Source organism: Rhodococcus sp. 008 (assembly GCF_001682295.1).
Classification (GTDB): domain Bacteria; phylum Actinomycetota; class Actinomycetes; order Mycobacteriales; family Mycobacteriaceae; genus Rhodococcus_F; species Rhodococcus_F qingshengii.
Genome location: NZ_CP012749.1, coordinates 1,928,890 through 1,946,660 on the forward strand (window position 1 = coordinate 1,928,890; position 17,771 = coordinate 1,946,660).

General features: G+C 62.2%; 21 protein-coding genes. 9 read left to right on the plus strand and 12 right to left on the minus strand.

Annotated elements, in window-relative coordinates; all coding sequences use genetic code 11:
• Positions 1-110: 110 nt before the first annotated feature.
• Both AOT96_RS09110 and AOT96_RS09115 read left to right on the plus strand, forming a co-directional pair.
• Positions 111-827, plus strand: a complete 717-nt coding sequence (locus AOT96_RS09110; RefSeq protein WP_065352805.1) for an NUDIX domain-containing protein — start codon at positions 111-113, stop codon at positions 825-827.
• A 19-nt stretch (positions 828-846) separates the two neighbouring features.
• A complete protein-coding gene (locus AOT96_RS09115; protein WP_065351618.1) occupies positions 847-1,299 on the plus strand; it encodes a DUF6389 family protein in 453 nt (150 codons plus the stop codon).
• Between the two features lie 97 nt (positions 1,300-1,396).
• On the opposite strand, the gene AOT96_RS09120 is transcribed toward AOT96_RS09115, so the two are convergent.
• Entirely contained in the window at positions 1,397-1,891 is a 495-nt protein-coding gene (locus AOT96_RS09120; RefSeq protein WP_064443541.1) for a DinB family protein, read from the minus strand.
• Between the two features lie 133 nt (positions 1,892-2,024).
• Positions 2,025-2,501, minus strand: coding sequence for a hypothetical protein (locus tag AOT96_RS09125; protein WP_083197602.1), 477 nt, complete (start codon positions 2,499-2,501; stop codon positions 2,025-2,027).
• Between the two features lie 375 nt (positions 2,502-2,876).
• Between AOT96_RS09125 and AOT96_RS09130 the strand changes: the two genes are divergently transcribed.
• Positions 2,877-3,248 (plus strand): SdpI family protein, encoded by a 372-nt coding sequence (locus AOT96_RS09130; RefSeq protein ID WP_047272349.1) that lies wholly within the window; start codon positions 2,877-2,879, stop codon positions 3,246-3,248.
• Between the two features lie 44 nt (positions 3,249-3,292).
• On the opposite strand, the gene AOT96_RS09135 is transcribed toward AOT96_RS09130, so the two are convergent.
• The 4 genes from AOT96_RS09135 to AOT96_RS09150 form a co-directional block, all read right to left on the minus strand.
• Positions 3,293-4,327: a HEAT repeat domain-containing protein gene (locus AOT96_RS09135; protein WP_058226788.1), complete on the minus strand. Its 1,035-nt coding sequence runs from the start codon at positions 4,325-4,327 to the stop codon at positions 3,293-3,295.
• Between the two features lie 13 nt (positions 4,328-4,340).
• Positions 4,341-5,006 (minus strand): HEAT repeat domain-containing protein, encoded by a 666-nt coding sequence (locus AOT96_RS09140; protein ID WP_185744475.1) that lies wholly within the window; start codon positions 5,004-5,006, stop codon positions 4,341-4,343.
• Between the two features lie 82 nt (positions 5,007-5,088).
• Complete coding sequence (locus tag AOT96_RS09145) at positions 5,089-5,559, minus strand: DUF2269 family protein (RefSeq protein ID WP_003943264.1); 471 nt, start codon at positions 5,557-5,559, stop codon at positions 5,089-5,091.
• A gap of 34 nt (positions 5,560-5,593) precedes the next feature.
• Entirely contained in the window at positions 5,594-6,268 is a 675-nt protein-coding gene (locus AOT96_RS09150) for a DJ-1/PfpI family protein (RefSeq protein WP_065351620.1), read from the minus strand.
• 205 nt (positions 6,269-6,473) lie between these two features.
• On the opposite strand from AOT96_RS09150, the gene AOT96_RS09155 reads away from it, so the two are divergent.
• Positions 6,474-7,418, plus strand: a complete 945-nt coding sequence (locus AOT96_RS09155) for a GlxA family transcriptional regulator (RefSeq protein ID WP_003942841.1) — start codon at positions 6,474-6,476, stop codon at positions 7,416-7,418.
• A gap of 8 nt (positions 7,419-7,426) precedes the next feature.
• Here AOT96_RS09155 and AOT96_RS09160 read toward each other — a convergent pair whose 3' ends face one another.
• Positions 7,427-8,560, minus strand: a complete 1,134-nt coding sequence (locus AOT96_RS09160; protein ID WP_231917418.1) for an ABC transporter substrate-binding protein — start codon at positions 8,558-8,560, stop codon at positions 7,427-7,429.
• 99 nt (positions 8,561-8,659) lie between these two features.
• Positions 8,660-9,331 (minus strand): DNA alkylation repair protein, encoded by a 672-nt coding sequence (locus tag AOT96_RS09165; protein WP_030537444.1) that lies wholly within the window; start codon positions 9,329-9,331, stop codon positions 8,660-8,662.
• 146 nt (positions 9,332-9,477) lie between these two features.
• On the opposite strand from AOT96_RS09165, the gene AOT96_RS09170 reads away from it, so the two are divergent.
• Both AOT96_RS09170 and AOT96_RS09175 read left to right on the plus strand, forming a co-directional pair.
• Entirely contained in the window at positions 9,478-10,824 is a 1,347-nt protein-coding gene (locus tag AOT96_RS09170; RefSeq protein ID WP_007735660.1) for an APC family permease, read from the plus strand.
• Positions 10,825-10,849: 25 nt separating this feature from the next.
• Entirely contained in the window at positions 10,850-11,218 is a 369-nt protein-coding gene (locus AOT96_RS09175) for a hypothetical protein (protein WP_042448254.1), read from the plus strand.
• Positions 11,219-11,268: 50 nt separating this feature from the next.
• Here the strand turns inward: AOT96_RS09175 and AOT96_RS09180 are convergent, their stop codons facing one another.
• A complete protein-coding gene (locus AOT96_RS09180) occupies positions 11,269-11,973 on the minus strand; it encodes an SDR family NAD(P)-dependent oxidoreductase (RefSeq protein WP_042448150.1) in 705 nt (234 codons plus the stop codon).
• A gap of 108 nt (positions 11,974-12,081) precedes the next feature.
• Positions 12,082-13,416 carry an aminotransferase class I/II-fold pyridoxal phosphate-dependent enzyme gene (locus AOT96_RS09185; protein ID WP_231917419.1) on the minus strand — a complete coding sequence of 445 codons (1,335 nt, stop codon included), beginning with the start codon at positions 13,414-13,416 and terminating at the stop codon, positions 12,082-12,084.
• Between the two features lie 79 nt (positions 13,417-13,495).
• Between AOT96_RS09185 and AOT96_RS09190 the strand changes: the two genes are divergently transcribed.
• Positions 13,496-14,122: an FMN-binding negative transcriptional regulator gene (locus AOT96_RS09190; RefSeq protein ID WP_030537447.1), complete on the plus strand. Its 627-nt coding sequence runs from the start codon at positions 13,496-13,498 to the stop codon at positions 14,120-14,122.
• A 39-nt stretch (positions 14,123-14,161) separates the two neighbouring features.
• Here AOT96_RS09190 and AOT96_RS09195 read toward each other — a convergent pair whose 3' ends face one another.
• Entirely contained in the window at positions 14,162-15,058 is an 897-nt protein-coding gene (locus AOT96_RS09195; RefSeq protein ID WP_007735622.1) for an SDR family oxidoreductase, read from the minus strand.
• 283 nt (positions 15,059-15,341) lie between these two features.
• On the opposite strand from AOT96_RS09195, the gene AOT96_RS09200 reads away from it, so the two are divergent.
• The gene (locus AOT96_RS09200; RefSeq protein ID WP_065351622.1) at positions 15,342-16,307 is read left to right on the plus strand and encodes a hypothetical protein; all 966 of its coding nucleotides are present in this window, start codon (positions 15,342-15,344) and stop codon (positions 16,305-16,307) included.
• A 94-nt stretch (positions 16,308-16,401) separates the two neighbouring features.
• Here the strand turns inward: AOT96_RS09200 and AOT96_RS09205 are convergent, their stop codons facing one another.
• Positions 16,402-17,010, minus strand: coding sequence for a TetR/AcrR family transcriptional regulator (locus tag AOT96_RS09205; protein WP_214660268.1), 609 nt, complete (start codon positions 17,008-17,010; stop codon positions 16,402-16,404).
• Between the two features lie 77 nt (positions 17,011-17,087).
• Between AOT96_RS09205 and AOT96_RS09210 the strand changes: the two genes are divergently transcribed.
• Entirely contained in the window at positions 17,088-17,771 is a 684-nt protein-coding gene (locus AOT96_RS09210; RefSeq protein WP_058038455.1) for an SDR family oxidoreductase, read from the plus strand.

The window sequence follows — 17,771 nt, forward strand, 5'->3', positions numbered from 1 at the left end:
GGGGCGGGACTTCTCAGTTGGACTGAGAGTTTCCGCCGCGACGCCGCTCAACGCTGAAGCTGTTGTTGCCCAATAACGGCGAGGTGCCGATCTTCGCTACGGTGGATGACATGACCGAACCTGACAGCGACAAGCTGATACACCCGACTGCAACGGCGGGTTGTGCCGGCGTCGACGTTCCGGACAGCCGGGGTCGCACCGGCCTCGACCGAACAGGTCTCGGGCTGCACGGTAATCCGAACGTCGAGGTCGAACGAGTCGAGGTCACCTCAGACGGTTGGCATGTGTTGCGTCGCAGCACCTTCACGTACCGGCGACGGGACGGCACTCTCGAGACACAGCAACGAGAAACCTACGACCGTGGGAACGGCGCGACGATCTTGCTGTACGACCCCGAACGGCGCACCGTCCTGTTGACGAAGCAATTCCGCTTTCCCGCTTACGTCAACGCACACCCCGACGGAATGCTGATCGAGACCGCAGCCGGTTTGCTCGATGCCGACACGCCGGAAGTAGCCATTCGGCGAGAGACGAGCGAAGAGCTCGGCGTCGCGATCGGTGAGGTGCAGCATCTGTTCGATCTGTACATGAGCCCCGGATCCGTCACCGAGAGAGTGCATTTCTACGCCGGCCGATACAGCCCGGCGGACAGAACCGGCAGTGGTGGCGGGGTGCCAGACGAAGGCGAGGACATCGAAGTCCTGGAGTTGCCGTTCGACACGGCACACGACATGATCTCCGGCGGAGAAATCGTCGACGGTAAGACGGTTATTCTTCTTCAATGGGCGGCCATGTCGGGGGCACTGACTTCGAAGTCGATTGCCTGAATTTCTATATCCTGTGCCGATGGAACCTGCTGAGTACAGCGACGCGCTGAGGTCTGTCCTCGATACCGTGTCGGCGGTAGTGAGCGATCGACTGGCTGCGATTCACCACGCGGCAACCCCGCGCACCGAAGGGATCGTCATCGATGTCTCGGTCGATCAGGACGGCGAGGGAACATTCGGCGTATGGGCACGATTCGAGGGTCCTGACGCATTCAGCCTGAATCAGCAAATCGGTTACGAGAGAGAGCTATTCGGCGTGATCTGGGGCGAGGAAGGCTGGGAACCGCCGGTTCCGCATCGACCGCGAAAGTGGTCACGTGTGGAACTCGAGAAAGTTGTCGTCGGTGTCGTGGCCAAATGGATCGACGGGCTCATTCCCTCGGCCGCCACCGGACTAGCTTGGGAAGTAACGACTCCCGACGGAACTGTCGACGCTGTACCAGTGGGCGGTCGTGGACATCTGCCTCGATGAATCGCGGAAGCTGTGGGCGAGATGGAAGACCTCACCGCCACGGTTGTCGTCCAGGATCTGCCACTTGCACCGACGGATTCTAACTATTGTTGCGATGTCACCGGCCGGTCGCACCGTCGATCAGTTCGCGGAGGATGTCAGCGTGCCCGGCATGGCGCCCGGTCTCTTCGATCATGTGCACGAGCGCCCAGCGGACACTGGGAGCGGGTCGTTTCGCCCCCGGTCGCGGGATGGGCGCGGCAAGATCTGTGCATCCGTCGAGAACTGCGTTGGCACGCTCGACCGTCTCGCGATAGCGACTGACGACACCGTCCACGCTGTCTTCCGATGACGGCTGAAACGTCGCTTTCCAATCCGTCACGTTTTCTGCGAGAAACATCGATCGTTCGACAAAGGTCAAGTGAGTGACCAGCCCGAGCAAGGTTGTCCCAGACGGAACAATTGTGGTGCGCACCTGAGGTTCCGGAGCACCCTCGACCTTGGCAGCGATCGAATCACGCAAGTAGTCGAGAAACGCGCGTAGCGTATCGACCTCGCTATTTCCGGACCGGGGTGGTGGGGCATCACGGCGGCTGCGACGCGACGCTGCCATGGTGGTTCTCCTTACTCGGTGAAGAACGACATAGAGGCTTCATTCCTGGGTGGGCAGAACCGATCCTTCCGAATTCACTCCGATCCCGCATCAAATTTTGCCGTTGCGGCAAAGGCAGGCTTCATCGCCGGTATCACCGCGCCGAATGCAGGTCGTGCACAAGTTGGGGCCTCCGCAACTTGCCGACCTCGAACGGCCACCGCCGCAGCGGATAAGCGAGACGGGCCACGAAGTAATTGACGTATTCGACGACGCCGAAAGCCCACACCACCATGATGGCCGCCGCAGTGACGAAATGATCTGGTAGCCAAATGAGCACGCCGAGGAGACCGACCGCCAAGACGACAATGTCGAGGACCCGAAACACACGGTAGAGCGCCGCGAGGCGGGCAGGCATCGGCGCCTGCTCGACCCAGCCTCGGGCAAGCAGCCAATAGACACCCGCTTGCACGAGAACCACGAGCATTGGGGCCAGCGCCGACCACAGCGCCGCGGAGTCTTTCGGACCTTCGAGCCGAGGCATCACGACGCTGACAGCCACGGCGGCAAACACTCCCGCGGCGGCCAGTTCGCCAAGACCGAGGCTCAGGTACCTGCGTCGCAAACTCATTCGCCGTTGATCCACCACGTGAGAGACCATATCCGTTGATCACCGCGCAGCGGGTGCGCAGCAGCTTCGAGGCTTTGCCTGAGATGGATCAGGCTCACAGCCAAAGGAATACGGTTCACCTCGACTTGATTCGGGCGGATCATCCGGCACGTGTTGGCGGATCCGGCGGGAAACCTTTTCTGCCTAGGCAATCCACACTAGGGCTTGTCTGAAAACTAGTCCGAGATCGAGTCCACTGCTCATCCGACAAAGCCTGAAAGTGCGTCACCCGATCAGCAGTACATACATTCGTTCGCATACAGTCGGATGTGTCCCAGCGGCACCCCAGACTGGAATGTCCGCTGTGTCAAATCTGCCGACAGGGGGGCTGGACGGGTGGGATCGCCTGACTTACTGGGTCTGACGGCCTCGCTGTCGTCGTCGACGCTTGTCCTCGCGTTCGTTGCCGGGATTCTTCCGCGAGTCGTCGGTGATGAACCGAATCCCGTTGTCGGCATACGCACGAAGGCGACGATCTCGAGCCCCGAGGCGTGGCAATTGGCCCATCGGATTGCGTGGCCCCTTCTACGCCGGACGGTGTGGACAGCCGTAGTGGGACTGTGCATGCAGGTCGCCATCGGTGTCGTGACAGGTTTCGGATCTGTGGTGTCGGCTGTCGCCTCAACAGTCGTGTTTCTAGCGGTGCTCCTTGTCCTGCTCTGTGCAGCGTTGAAGGGCAACGCCGCGGCAAAATCGTTGCGGCGCTGACCACCCGGGCCCGCATTTGTCAGAGGTGCCCTAGTTCTCCGATTTCAGTTCCCGATACGCGGTCGTTCGCGCCGGCGTGGTCCACGGTCCCGCATCTCGAGGATCGCGGCTGCCGTGGACGCGACCGTCTTGTCGTCGTCGCGTGTCAGCCGGGCGAGCGCTTCCCGGGCCGCCGCGCCGGGAATCTCAGCGAGTGCCTGCGTGATTCGCAACCTCGTCGGGGCGTCGTCAGTGCCGTCGAGTCTTGCCTGCACGGCATCGACGACCTCACCGCTTGTCGGTGAGTGCTCCGCGAGAAGACCGAGCACCTCTCCGGCCTCGACGTCGCGTCGCCCGTCGGCGACCATCTCGAGGAGAGCGGGCATCGAGACGGCCTCTCCGCGAGATCCGAGGGTGAGAGCGGCATCAGCGCGGACTATCGCGTCCGAATCATCGAGAGCTCGCTTCAGCGCCCGAGTTGCTTCCTCGGTGTGGATCCCGGAGATGGCCGACGTCGCGCGGCGTCGAACCTCGACGTCCTCCGATTCGAGCCCCTTCGTGAGACCTGCAAGGCCCGCACCTTCGGTCCTCGCCAACGCCCACTGCAACGCTCCGGCCACGTTGGCATCCTTCTCCGACAGGATGGCCTCGACGAGTGCGTCGACGGGCAACGCCGCATTCAGCTCCTGCGACAGGATCGCTTGCTGACGATGAGCAGCGAACTCGGATTCGAGTGCACGCAACAGCGAGACCATGCGCAGGACGTCGTCCCACTCCGAAGGGGCGCTGGCATCGACCCTTTCGAGTTTGGTCAGCAATTCCTCCTCCGCCGCGATCCGTTGCCGAGTGTGTTGCATGAGTTCACCCACCAAATCGGCCGGCGCGAAGTCGGGTTCGTCCAGTGCACGCTTGGCCTCGTTCAACGAGAGCCCCAACGTCCTCAAGCTCTCGACGTGGAAGAGTCGACGGATGTCGTCGGCGGAGTACTCCCGGTAACCGCCGGACGTGCGGCCCGTCGGCTTCACCAGTCCCAAGGTGTCGTAGTGACGCAGCATCCGTGTGCTGACACCACAACGCCGCGAGACCTCGCCGATCAACATCCGTCTCCCCTTCCTACGCGTCCGGGCCGATTGCCGCGACGCGCTTCGCCAACTCGTGTGAGAGTGCGAACCCACCGTCGGGGTCGTGCCAGAGTTGCTTTGTAGCATCAGCATGCGCCCGGGCACGCGGATTCGGGCTCATTCCGGCCGCGTCGAGCACCGGGAGTACAGCCTCGCCGAGCCCGGTCAGAGCACGGCTCAGACTGAGCTGCATCTGCAGTTCGCCCCGCCCGAGTTCGGTCGCCAGATCCGCTGCGAGTGCACCCTCGACTCCTGCCGGCACGAGTGCCACTGCGGCGCGCCACGCACTGCGCGCGACCTCGTCGTCCTGGTCGTGCACCAGCGCAGAGACCTCGGGCCACGCGATCGGATCGCCGATCTTGGACAAGGTGTGGAGCGCCTGACTGCGGGCTTGCGAACCATCGGACCCGAGCTCACGGATCAGCCTCGGCACCGTAATTTCGGCCGGCAAGCGGCACAATGCCCAGGTCAGCATGTCGCGGACGAAGAAGTCCGGCTCGACGGCGCACCGATCGATCAGGGCATCCGTCAGCTCAGGGTCCGGGCGCGTGCCGACAGCGAGCGCGGCGCGCAGCCGAACCGAGGGATCAGCCGCGGCCAATGCGTCGACGAGGTGAGCATTCTGCCCACCATGGTTGGTTGTGTTCACGACAACCACCTCCTTCGTCGACCATTGGAGTCCTTGTCACTGTGTCAAGGTCAAGCGTCGCTGTCTCCGACACGGGAAATATCGCCTCGGATCACACGCCGGTTGTCGATCCTGGCCGAAAGATCATCAGCACGACGACAACGACCCAGAGCAGATTGAAGATCCCCGTCGCTGTGCCCAGTCGACGGGTGAGCCGCGTTGCGACATCCACAACGGACCCGGTTCCTTCGATCGCCGCCATTGTCAGCCGTTGGGCGGGAAGCACGACCGCGGTGAGTATCACGGCGGCAACGACGGTGAGTGCGATCGAGGTGAGGATCCACAGGTCACCGAGCACTCCGAGATTGACGGCGGTGGCGACACCGAGCATCGGAACGACAACGCCGATCGTGGCATACACCCGAACGATGCGATGCAGCATGCCCGTCGTCGCAACACTGGCGCTGTCCGGATCGGCGAGCGCGGCGCGACTCGCCACCGGGAACATACTCGCCGCCACAGCGACGGGGCCGATGGCAAGAATGGCCGCAATCACGTGGAGGGACAGCAGGATTCCGGTCATGAGATTTCTCGCGTTTCGGTACGCACAAGCGTATTCACGCAGCGTCCGGGGCGAAGGTGATTACAGGCTCGGCGCCCTTGGCCGACCACACCGTTCCACGACGCTCGTAGTCGAAGAGCGCTTCGACCTCGAGACTTATCCGGGGCCCGAGGCATCGTTCCAACAGGTACAGGCCAAGGTCGAGACCGGATGTCACACCGCCGGCGGTGATCAGGTCACCATCGTCGACGATCCGCGCCTGGATCGGAATAACGCCGCCGGCCGCCAGTGCGTCCACGGCAAGATGGTGTGTCACGGCGCGGCGCCCTTCGAGAAGCCCCGCCATCGCCAGCGCCAAAGATCCTCCACAGACGGTCGCAACAAGAACACCAGGATCGTCGAGTGCACGCCGCATCATGACAGGCAGTTCGGTTTCCGTTGTGGCCGCGAGCCTTTCCGGCAAACTGGTGCCCGGCTGGTCCGCATCGGGTTCGAAGAGACCCGATGCTCCGGGAACGATGATCAGATCCGCGTGTTCGACATCGAGGGTTGCAGTGGCGGTCATAGCGAGTTCACCACTTCCGCTCAGGACGGTCCCAGGCCCCTCCGCACTGACGAGTTCGACACTCAACGCCCCACCGCTGGCGAGACCCCCGGCGTAGAGCACCTCGTACGGACCCACGACATCCATGGGATCGAATCCGTCGAACAACACGATCTGCGCGTGCACTGCAACCTCCGATTTTGTGCGACGCGCTCCTGTGCGCGTCGCTGTTCCTACGACAGTAGGAGGAAGTTGACCTCAGCGGCGACGGCTGAAAGCCAACCTTCGACGGCTTTCAGCCAACCTCACATATTCTACGAAATACCAGTTGAGAGGATATTTCACGACACGAGATCACAGAATCTCGCGCCACATACGCTACGTTTCAGACATGCATGACGTTGCAGTTCTCGCGTTGCCCGGAGTGGTGCCGATGGACCTGGCAGCACCCCTCGAAGTCTTCGGACGATGCAGGCTTCCCTCAGGCGCACCGGCCTACCGGACCGCCGTGTGCGCGCTCACCGAGGAGGTGGAGACCGGAACGTTCACGATGCGCGTACCGCACGGACTGTCACGTCTCGCCCAGGCCAGCACGATCATCATCCCGGGCACCGCCGATCTCGATGTGCCGATCGACCCCGAGATCATCGAAGCCCTCAGAACTGCCGCGGATCGCGGCACGCGCATCGCCTCACTGTGCGTCGGCGCATTCACCCTCGCCGATACAGGCCTGCTCGACGGACTTCGCGCGACGACGCACTGGGCGGCTGCGTCGGAGTTGGCCCGCCGGCACCCGGCTATCGACGTCGACGCCGCCGTTCTCTACGTAGACAACGGGCACGTCCTGACTTCCGCCGGCGCCGCGGCCGCACTCGACCTGTGCCTGTACATGGTCCGTCAGGACTACGGGTCCGCGGTCGCCGCCGACACGGCGCGGCTGAGTGTGATGCCGCTCGAACGTGCCGGAGGGCAAGCACAATTCATCGTCCACGAGCCTCCCGTACCCAGCGGGACAACCCTTCGACCACTACTGAACTGGATGGAAGAGAACCTCGGGGAGCAACTCGACATCACGACAATCGCGGCCAAGGCAACGATGAGCACTCGCACGCTCAACCGCCGATTCCAGGAACAAATCGGTACGACGCCGTTGCAGTGGCTCCATCACGCACGGCTCCGCCAAGCGCAATTTCTGCTCGAGACTACCGACCACTCGATCGAACGTGTTGCGGGACAGGTCGGATTCAATGCCGTCACCACGTTCCGCGAACGCTTCCGAGACCTGGTCGGCACCAGCCCACAGCGGTACCGGACACAGTTTCGAACTTCCCGCTAGCGGGCCGGTCAGCCCTTGACGTTGCCGGCAGCGGTGTTCAGAACTGTGGCGACGTCGTCGAGGATGTACGGGATGGTCAGGACCGTCAGTCCGCCGAACGCGAAGTTCTTGTCGACGCTGAAGTCCTTGGTGGATGCCGTACGCCCATCGACGATCACCGGCTGAGCTGCCACCAGTGACTCGGCGAGGAACGCGTTCAGAGAGTCCTTGTCGTAGGCCACCACGAACAGCACGTCAGACGCAATCAGCGGCGCCTGCTCGGTGCTCAGCTCGAAGTACACGGCCTCGGGATCCTTGGCGGGATCGGCCTGCTGGATCGTCGGCTCGTTCTTCAGACCCAGCTGCTCGAGGAACTCGACACGCACGTCGGCGTTCTTACTCACCGCGAAGGTGCTCGGACTGTTCGGGAGTCCGATGGTGACGGTCTTACCTTGCAACGCAGGGTTCTTCGCAGCCGTCGCGCTGATCGCGGCGTTGGTCTTGTCGATGAGCGTGCCGGCCTCGGCCTGTTTACCCAGCGCCTGACCGGCGATGGTCACCTGGTCCTGCCACGACGCGGTCCACGGCTCGTCCGGGAAGGAAACCACCGGCGCGATCTTCGACAGTGCGTCGAATTCCTGCTGAGTGAGCCCGGAGTACGGGGCGAAGATGAGATCTGGTTCAGCCTTGGCGAACTGCTCGACAGGTGCTTCGCCCGTTCCGTCACCCGACAACAAGGTGGGCTGCTCGCCACCGAGCTTGTCGAGTGCCTCGGCGTCCCACTTCAGAATGCCCTGCGCGTCGGCCCCGTACTGAGGTCCAGAGAAAGTGGGCATCGCGACCGGGACGACGCCGAGCGCCAGGAGGGCGTCCTGATTGGACCATCCCCAGGTTGCGACCCGCTTGGGCTCCTCCTTGATCTCGGCCGTGCCGAGGGCCGACGTGATCGTCACCGGGAACGCGGCGTCGACTGCGGATGAAGTCCGGGTGCTGTCTTTGTCGTCGGTGCTGTCTTTGTCGTCGGTGCTGTCTTTGTCGCCGTTGCTGCTGCAGGCCGCCATTCCGGCCGCCAGGCCGCACGCCGCCAGGACGGCCACCATCCGGCGGACACGGCTGCCACCACGTCGTCGCTCTGACAGCCCTCGTCCCAAAATTCTTGCCACGCCAGGACCTCCCGGTCGATCGACCTGCTCAGACACCCCGAGCGGGTGACGGCGCCTAACGTAGCACGAAGGTAACCCTACCCTCAGTTGTCGTGCGCTCTACTTTGCCCTCTGTCGTCGCACCATCTCCGCGATCCAGATGGGCGCAAACGGCGAGGTGCAGTTCGGTGGAGTCGGGTAATCCTCGAGCACCCGCAGTCGCTCACCGATCTCGATTGCCCGGGCGCGGTACTCGGCATGTTCGATCCCGATCTGAGCCAGGCAGTGATTCATCGCCCATTGCAGGCGGTCAGGAGCATCCTTCATCTCCGCCTCGATGACGTCGAGTAGCCCTGAAAGGTCAAGTCCCTCGGGCTTCTTCGCGACACGTTCGGTGGTCAGAGCCCACCCGGCGCTAGCGACCACAGGATCAGGGTCAGCGGTCCAGGCCACCCGCAACTCCTCGGCATGCGGGTTCTTCTTCACCACGTAATTGACGAGCCAGTCCTGCACCTTCGGAGTGCGGGCCTCTCGCAACATGACATCCAACTCGTCACGCTCGAACGCCTTCGGGCGGCAGATCAAAAGGGCCAACAATCGCGCCGCGGTATCGCCCGTCGCCCAAAGCTGTTGTGCGAGTTCCTGCTGAGTCTTCAATCGCTTCGCAACAGCGCGCAGTTTTGTGAGGTTCACACCGTGATCGTCACCGTGCTTCTCGTTCACCGCACGCGCCTTCGGATCTTCGAGAGCAGCCAACTCGTCCATCACCGCGGCAACCGTCGTTTCGGCCACTTCGTCCTCCAGTCACTACTTCTGCGATTCCCCTACAAGCAAAGCACGGGAAGGCGGGCGACCTACGTTTGAAACCTCGGCCAATGGGTACATGACTGCTCCTGAGGTGGCGGCACGTCACCATGAAGACAGGATGAACCTTGCACATGCGACGCGCCGCGAGGGCCGAGAACGTGGACGAAACCGCACGCCGCGACGAAGGCGGCGGTACGAACACTCTGACCCGGGCGATAACCGGCCCACTCCTTTTCGTGTTCATCCTCGGAGATGTTCTGGGCGCCGGTATCTACGCGTTGGTGGGCGTCATCGCCGGTGAAGTTGGTGGAGCCGTCTGGGTACCACTGCTCGTAGCGCTCGTCATGGCATTGCTGACAGCAACGTCGTATGCCGAACTGGTCACCAAATATCCGCGAGCGGGCGGCGCAGCCGTCTTCGCCCAACGGGCGTATCGGAAACCACTGATCTCGTTCCTTGTCGGCTTCTCGATGCTGGCGGCCGGCGTAACCAGTGCGGCGGGACTCGCCCTCGCATTCTCGGGCGACTATCTCAAAGCCTTCATCGACGTCCCAACCGTTCCAGCGGCGCTCGTCTTCCTGCTCCTGGTGGGACTTCTCAATGCCAGAGGCATCAAGGAGTCGATGCGCGCCAACGTCGTCATGACAGTCGTGGAGGTCACCGGGCTCGTCCTCGTTGTCGTCCTCGCTTGCATAGTTCTCGGGCGCGGCGACGGAACCCTGAGCCGCGTCGTGGAGTTCGACGACAGCCGATCGCCTGCACTCGCGGTGCTGGCTGCGGCACTCCTCGCGTACTACTCTTTTGTCGGCTTCGAAACGTCCGCGAACGTCGCCGAAGAAGTGAAGAACGTGAGCAAGGTCTACCCACGCGCACTGTTCGGAGCATTACTGACAGCCGGCGCCGCCTATGTCCTTGTCGGCCTGGCTGTCTCGGTGGTCCTGCCCGCCGACGAACTTGCCGCATCCTCCGGGCCACTGCTGGAAGTTGTGTCAGCTGCCGACGTCGGCGTTCCGCCTCGCCTGTTCAGCCTGATCGCGTTGGTCGCCGTCGCCAACGGCGCACTGCTGACAATGATCATGGCGAGCAGGCTGACATACGGGATGGCATCGGAAGGCTTGCTCCCGAGCGTCTTCGCTCGGGTACTGCCGCAGCGACGGACCCCCTGGGTGGCGATTATCGCGACCACAGCAGTTGCCATGGCTCTCTGCGTCACCGGATCGCTGTCAGCCCTGGCGGAGACGGTGGTACTCCTGCTGCTTTTCGTATTCATCAGCACCAACATCGCCGTCCTGGTTCTGCGCCGTGACGCAGTGCAACACAAACACTTCCGAACGCCGATCATCTTCCCGATCCTCGCTCTCGGTACGTGCGTTGCGTTGCTCACCCAGCAGAGCGCTGCGACGTGGTTACGCGCATCATTACTCTTGGCCGTCGGAGTAGTGCTGTACGCCCTCTCCCACCGCCGATCCACGAAGTGAGGTGCGATGTACAGGAGCCGGTGTGATGACCGACAGTTCTGACGCGTCAGATGTAATTCAGCGTCGAGAGCGAAAGATCAACAGGCGAACCCTGACGTACGGCGTGTCAGTCGTTCTGGCTACCGCGGTTTTGGTTATCGCGATCGTGTGGTTGGGCTCCCGGCGGGGCGAATGCTTCGGTACCGACACCTTGCTGTGCTCACAGAAGGATCGCCGACTGGCGGTCTTCGTCCCGAGCCTGATGTTGCTGCTCGGGACCGTGGGCGCGTTCTTGCGAGCCTCCCTGCGATTGCACCGCCTGCGGCGCCTCTACATCCGGCCGTACATGGCGTGGACCTTGGCGGGCCTCACCCTGACGTATCTGACCGGAGCTTACTTCTTGATCGGGGTCTAGATTCTCTGAATACGTCTGTTCAGCAACCAGATTGAGTCGACAGCCGCAAATCAGAATCGCGGATCGTCGATCGCAGTGAGGACTACTTCCCGCACTGACGTCGAAGACGACAAACTCGAGATCGAGCGCACCGTATCCACAACGTCATGTACCGGGACCAGAGATCCCTCTCCCCTGGCGGCAGCGACGTCTCGGGGCACGTCGAGTCCGTCTTCTGTATTGAGATATCCGAGATGAAGGACAGTCACTGCGAGTCTGTCCTTCCGATAGCCCTCTCTCAACGCGTCGGCAATGCCGTTGATCGCGAACTTCGATGCACCGAACGCAACCTCCGGCCTACCGCTTCGCGGGAGTCCCGAGGTGGACCCGGTCAAGATGATCCGAGGTCGAGGACGGCCGATCATTCTCGGGATCAGGCGCTTGAGCAGGAGAATTGTGGCCGTGATGTTGGCGTTGATCATTTCGAGCATTTCGACATCGGATTGATCTGTGAACGCATAATCGGAAGTGAAGGCATCCCCTTCCCAAATTCCGACGTTGCAGATCAGGGTATCTACACCACCGACAAGCTCCTGATCGATCGAATTCGCTGCCGTAACAGGATCGGTCAGGTCGGCTTCGATCCACTCGGAGACGTCGAACCCGTCAGGACGCCGACGCGATATGCCGAGAACTTCGTCGCCATCGCTCCTCAGACCCTCGATCAAAGCACGACCAAGACCTCGGCTCGCACCGACAACAACCGCCCTCGCCACAATTACACCCTTCGTCGTCGCTCGAACCGATCCTATCGATCCAGCCGTCGCCGGTAGTTTCGTCGAGAAGCGAGAGACTCAGATTCGCACCGTAGTGCAGCTGGACAACTACGGGCTCGCCAATATTTCAGCCAGGGCACTGGCGAACTCGCGTGCTTGGTCAGAGGTGATGGTGGAGGCGGTCACACGAAGTGCCCGGTGGCACTGACCCGGCGTCGCCGAGAACTGACTTCCGTCCCGCACGAGCCAGCCAGACTCGGCGAGTCGCTCGACAATCGGTTCGGAATCCCGATCCAGCGGAACCCAGACATTGAGTCCGTCGAAAGTGTCAGGAACCTCGATATCATGTTCTGACAGTGCAGATTTCAGAAGGGTTCGGCGGCGCTCGTAGACAGCGCGAGCATTGGCGAGGCCGTCGATCACCGTCGGATCACTCAGCAGTTCAGCACTCAAGCGCTGCTGCAGGTGACTGACCCAGTTGGCGCCCGACCGGAGATGAGTGCTCAGCCGAATGCCGGTGTCGAGGTCCGAGGCGACCACTGCCACGCGCAGGTCGGGCCCGAGAAATTTCGACACGGAACGAACAAGCGCCCACCGCGTCGTGCTCATCGGAGCGAGCCGACAGTACCGATTGCTGGACACGGCAGAGAGGTGATCGTCCTCGATTACCAGAACGTGAGGGAACTCGGCCAGGATGCTTCCGAGAATCGCCGCTCGGTCGGCGCTCATGCTGACCCCGGTGGGGTTGTGCGCACGAGGGGTGCAAATAATCGCGCGCACACCACTTTCGAGAGCACGCAGCAGCCCTTGCGGGGTAATACCCGAAGTGTCGATGTCCATCGGTACCGCTCGGAAGCTGTTGGCTTTGAGCGTTCCGATGCTCGCCAGGAAGCACGGATCCTCGATCGCGACGGCGTCACCTCGGGTCAAATGAGCGGTCAACAGTCGCTCGACCGCGTCAACGGCACCGTTGGTGATGGTGATCGAGCACGGCCTTAGAACCTCGTCCTCGATCGAGGAACGTGCCCAGGAATCGAGTAGAGGCTCGGTGGCTGCGGCGCCGTACAACCGGGGCGTGTAAGTGGTCCGGTCCAACGAGGCTCTGAGATCAGGCAGCAATGCCGGATCAGGATTTCCGCTGGCGAGATCCACGCTGCCAGGAAGAGCGATACCGCCTTCTCCTTCCAGGAACGGTATGGCTCGCACGAAGCTGCCGCGCCGGCCCTGTGTCTCCACAACTCCCGCCGCCACGAGCAAGCGATAGGCTCCGGCAACTGTGTTCCGGTGAACCTCGAGATCGTCGGCCAAGGCCCGTATGGGCGGCAACGCATCCCCTGGAGCCAGTACCCCAGCACTGATGAGATTGCGAATGCCCTCGGAAATCTCGCCCGCTGTCCCGCGGACGACATAGAGCCTCACCTGGTCCGCCACAGTGCTGGTCACAGGCTCACTCTATTAGCACATGACAAAACCTCCACGCTGTGACACATTGTCACATGACAAAAAATCTGTGAGGAGACACATGATTCTGCCCGGACAATTCCGCCTCTCCGACGACGCGGTCGCCGACTCTCTCCACGCCGGTGGATTCGGACACCTGGTCACACCGGGCCCCGAGACCCTCGAAGTCACGTCGATGCCACTGCTGTACAACGCCGAAGGAAACGTGTTGGAGGGGCATCTCGCCCGGACGAATCCGCATTGGCGATACACCGGGACATCGGAGTCTCTGGTGATCCTCCCCGGCGCCGACGCCTACGTGAGCCCCGAGTTCTACCCGAGCAAGAGCGTCCATGGGAAGGTCGTCCCGACGTGGAACTACGAAGTTCTCTACGTCTACGGCCAACTGGTTGCGCACGACGACGAGCAGTGGCTGCGTGCGCACGTCACCGCACTGACAGCTCGACATGAATCCGGCCGTGAGAACGAATGGAAGGTCACCGACGCGCCGCCGCAGTTCGTCGATGCGCAGCTGCGAGGGATTGTGGGGATCGAACTGCACGTGGCCCGTGTCTACGGAAAAGCGAAGTTGAATCAAAACCGTTCCCCCGCTGATCGCTCCGGCGTCATCCGGGGTCTGGAGAAGGGCTCATTCTCCGAACGAGAGACCGCCGCAGCGATGGTCGCCGCGGGCCTCGACAACGGTTGACCGTTACGCCGTCGTCGTACGCCTTGTCTAGTCGCACATTCAGGTGAGCGGTTTTCCACCCGTCACGCCGATGACTTCCCCAGTGGTGTAACTGGATTCGCCAGAGGCGAGAAATACATAGGCGGGAGCAAGCTCGGCCGGCTGACCTGCCCGCCCGAGCGGAACGTCGTCCCCGAACGTCTCGAACTTCTCCTTGGGCATCGTCGCCGGAATCAGTGGCGTCCAAATCGGTCCAGGTGCAACGGCATTGACCCTGATTCCCTTCCGTGCGACATCGGCGGCCAGCCCCTTGGTGAAGTCGATGATGCCCGCCTTTGTCGTGGCGTAATCGAGCAGCTCGGGCGACGGGGACGCACCTTGGATGGACGAGGTATTCACGATCGTCGATCCGGGCTCCATCTGCGCGATCGCTGCTTTGGAGAGCCAAAATAGTGCGTAGAGGTTGGTTTTCATCACACGGTCGAATTGTTCGGTGGTGATATCGGCGATGCCGCCCATCTGCACCATCTGAAACGCGGCGTTGTTCACCAAGATGTCGAGTCCGCCGAGTTCACGCACCGCGGTTTCGACCAAAGCAGAACAATGTTCCTCGCTTCGGAGATCTCCCGGCACCGAGACGGCTTTGCGACCTGCCTCCTCGACCCAGCGAGCGGTTTCCCGAGCGTCCTGTTCTTCCTCGTCGAGATAACTCAGGACAACGTCCGCACCTTCTCTGGCAAATGCAATCGCGACCGCACGTCCGATGCCCGAATCTGCTCCGGTGACAATCGCACGCCTTCCTTCGAGTCGACCGCTCCCTCGATAGGTGTTTTCACCGTGGTCGGGAGGAGAAATCATGTCTGCGGTGAGACCGGGGTGTGCGATCTCCGCCTGCCGCTCACGCACAGGAGCGGGGAACCGCGTGGTCGGGTCCTGCATTGCGTACTGGTCCGGCATATCGATACTCCTCGGGTGACGCAGTTTCTCGCGGGCTTCTGGATGGATGCACTGCACATGCCTCCTTCCCGCCGAATAGAAATCGAAACCTCGGGGTGGCCGGGGTCTCACTCATCCTGGCGCCGACGATCTCGGTGCGTCGACCCCACTTGTTCGTTGTGGTTACTACGCGGTAGGTCGGGGTAGCCCGCGTAGCGGCGGTGGCTCCGCGACCCGCGGAGCACTCGTCGAGCAGAAGCTGAACATCACGTAAAGCACGCACCGACGAAGGGACGACCCCGATATGAGCAACTCCGAAACCACGTCCGCCTTGATCACCCAGTTACGCATCCTCCTCGGTCTGACGCACACCGAGATCCAGGTCGCCGAAACGCGCGTCGCACAGGCCAGAACCGAGGCTGTTCGACGCGAATTGACGGAAAACGCAGAGAACGGCCGTGAAAGGGCGAGTTCCATAGAGTCCACGATTCGCGATCTGGGGGGCGTGCCGGAATTGGTCGGTCCGTTCATCGGACGCGCGACAGCCGGAGTGAAAGCGATGGTCGAACAGGCTCAGCCCTTCGACGAAGCGGTATTGGGAGACCTTGCGCTCGAACATCAACTCCTCGACCGCTCCCGCTACCTCAAGGCCCTGGCCACTGCCGGCGGCGATCAGACCGTCGCGGCGTTGGCCGACCGCCTCATCGCTGCACACTCCGCGACCGTGGACTGGCTCACGACTGTCTTGGCCGAAGAGGCACTCGGTGGACCGGCAGCTTTGCGCCGCACACCGATGCAAGCTGCCACCGGCGCGGCGATACGGCTGGTCAACATTCCGGTCTCCTGGTCCACCCGCAGTCTCGACCGTGCCATCGACGCTGTTCGCACCTCACCGCCGGTACTGGGTGAGCTGATCAGCTGGGGCGCATATGCCGGTGACGTGACTGTGAAAACACTCTCGGCCAGTAGGGATGCGGCCATCGCCACGGCTGAGAAGGTCACTCGCCGAGAAGGTGCTGACGGTGCCGCCGACGTCTTCCGTTCGGTACGGAAGTCGAGTGGGCTACTCGACCCCACTGAACTTCCCATCGAAGACTTCGACGAACTCAACGTCACCCAAGCCGTCTCCGCCGTGAAGGAACTGACCGACGCCGCACAGGTGCGGGACATCGTTGCGTACGAGGAAGCGCACAAGAACCGACACGGCGTCGTATCCGCTGCCCAGGCAAGACTCGCAGCGATCGCCCAGGAAGTCGTCGGAATCAACTAGAGCGTTCAATCGACATATCGAGAGTCCGACTCTCGGAACCGCGAGCACTGGACCTCGTGAAAGCGGGATTCGCGGCCAGGGGCACCCGAGACCGTCAAGAAGATGACAGCGGCTCTCGAAGCCCTCTGATCAGTTCGACGCGCGCGGAATCGAGAATCTCCTCGGAGAGCGGGGAACCCTTGGTAGCTCGCGAAAGAACCAGTGCACCGAGCATGGTGGAGAGCCGGAGGAGACCGACAGCTTCGTCGTCGGCAAGAGCTGCGGCAAAATCCCCCACTCCCTCCGTGTAAACCCGACGGGCCTCGCTGTCTGCAGGCTCGCGCGCCATGTCGGCGGCGAGCGCAGCAGCGGGGCATCCGTCTGCCGGGTTGTCGCGATGCGCCACCGAGAGATAGGTATCGATCAAAGCTTTTCGGGCGGAGTCACGTTGCCCTGCATACTCTTCGAGTCCCGCAGAGTGCAGCTGAGCCAGTTCCTTGAAGGCGTGGGTGGTCGCTTCGTCGATGAGAGCGTCCTTGGACGCGAACTGCTTGTAGAAGCCACCGTGGGTCAGCCCCGACGCCTTCATCAGGTCGGCGACGCTGAGGTGAGTGCCCTTCTCTCGGAACAGTCGGGCTGCGGTTTCCACGACGCGCCGACGGTTCTCTTCCGCTTGTTGCTGCGATACGCGGCCCATCACAACGCCTTCCAGTTTGGATTTCACTTGACATCTATCCTAGCTGATACTTAGATTTGATTCACAATCTAAATGTCACGAGCAATCACAACTCTGGGAGAATCATGGACCTGAACAAGACGGTTGCGGTCGTCACAGGAGCCAATCGCGGGCTCGGACGCCATCTGGCTGCGGGACTCGTCGAGCGCGGCGCAAAGGTGTACGCGGCTGCGCGCAATCCGGAATCTGTCGATCTACCCGGTGTCATCCCCCTGAGGTTGGACGTGACGGACGCCGAATCGATAACCGCCGCCGCGCAAATCGCATCGGATGTGACCTTGCTGGTCAACAACGCAGGTATCTCTACCTCGGCGCCCTTGATCGGGGGCGACATCGATGACATTCGACGAGAGATGGACGTCAACTTCTACGGCCCGCTCGCCGTGACCCGGGCGTTTGCTCCTGTCATCGAAAACAACGACGGCGGAACAATACTCAATGTTCTGTCGGTGCTGTCCTGGTTCCATCCAGCCGCGCTCGGGTCTTACGCGTCGTCGAAAGCAGCGGCCTGGGCGATGACCGACGCCGTTCGAGAAGAACTTGCGCCGCGCAAAATCTCCGTATCGGCACTGCATGTCGCATACATGGATACCGACATGGCCGCTGGCGTACCCGCCGAACAGAAGATCGATCCTGCCGACGTCGCCGCGCAAGCACTGGACGGTATCGAAAGCGGGCTCGCCGAGATCCTCGCTGACGACACCACCCGGTACGTCAAGGGGAGTCTGTCCTCGTCGAACTCCGAGTAA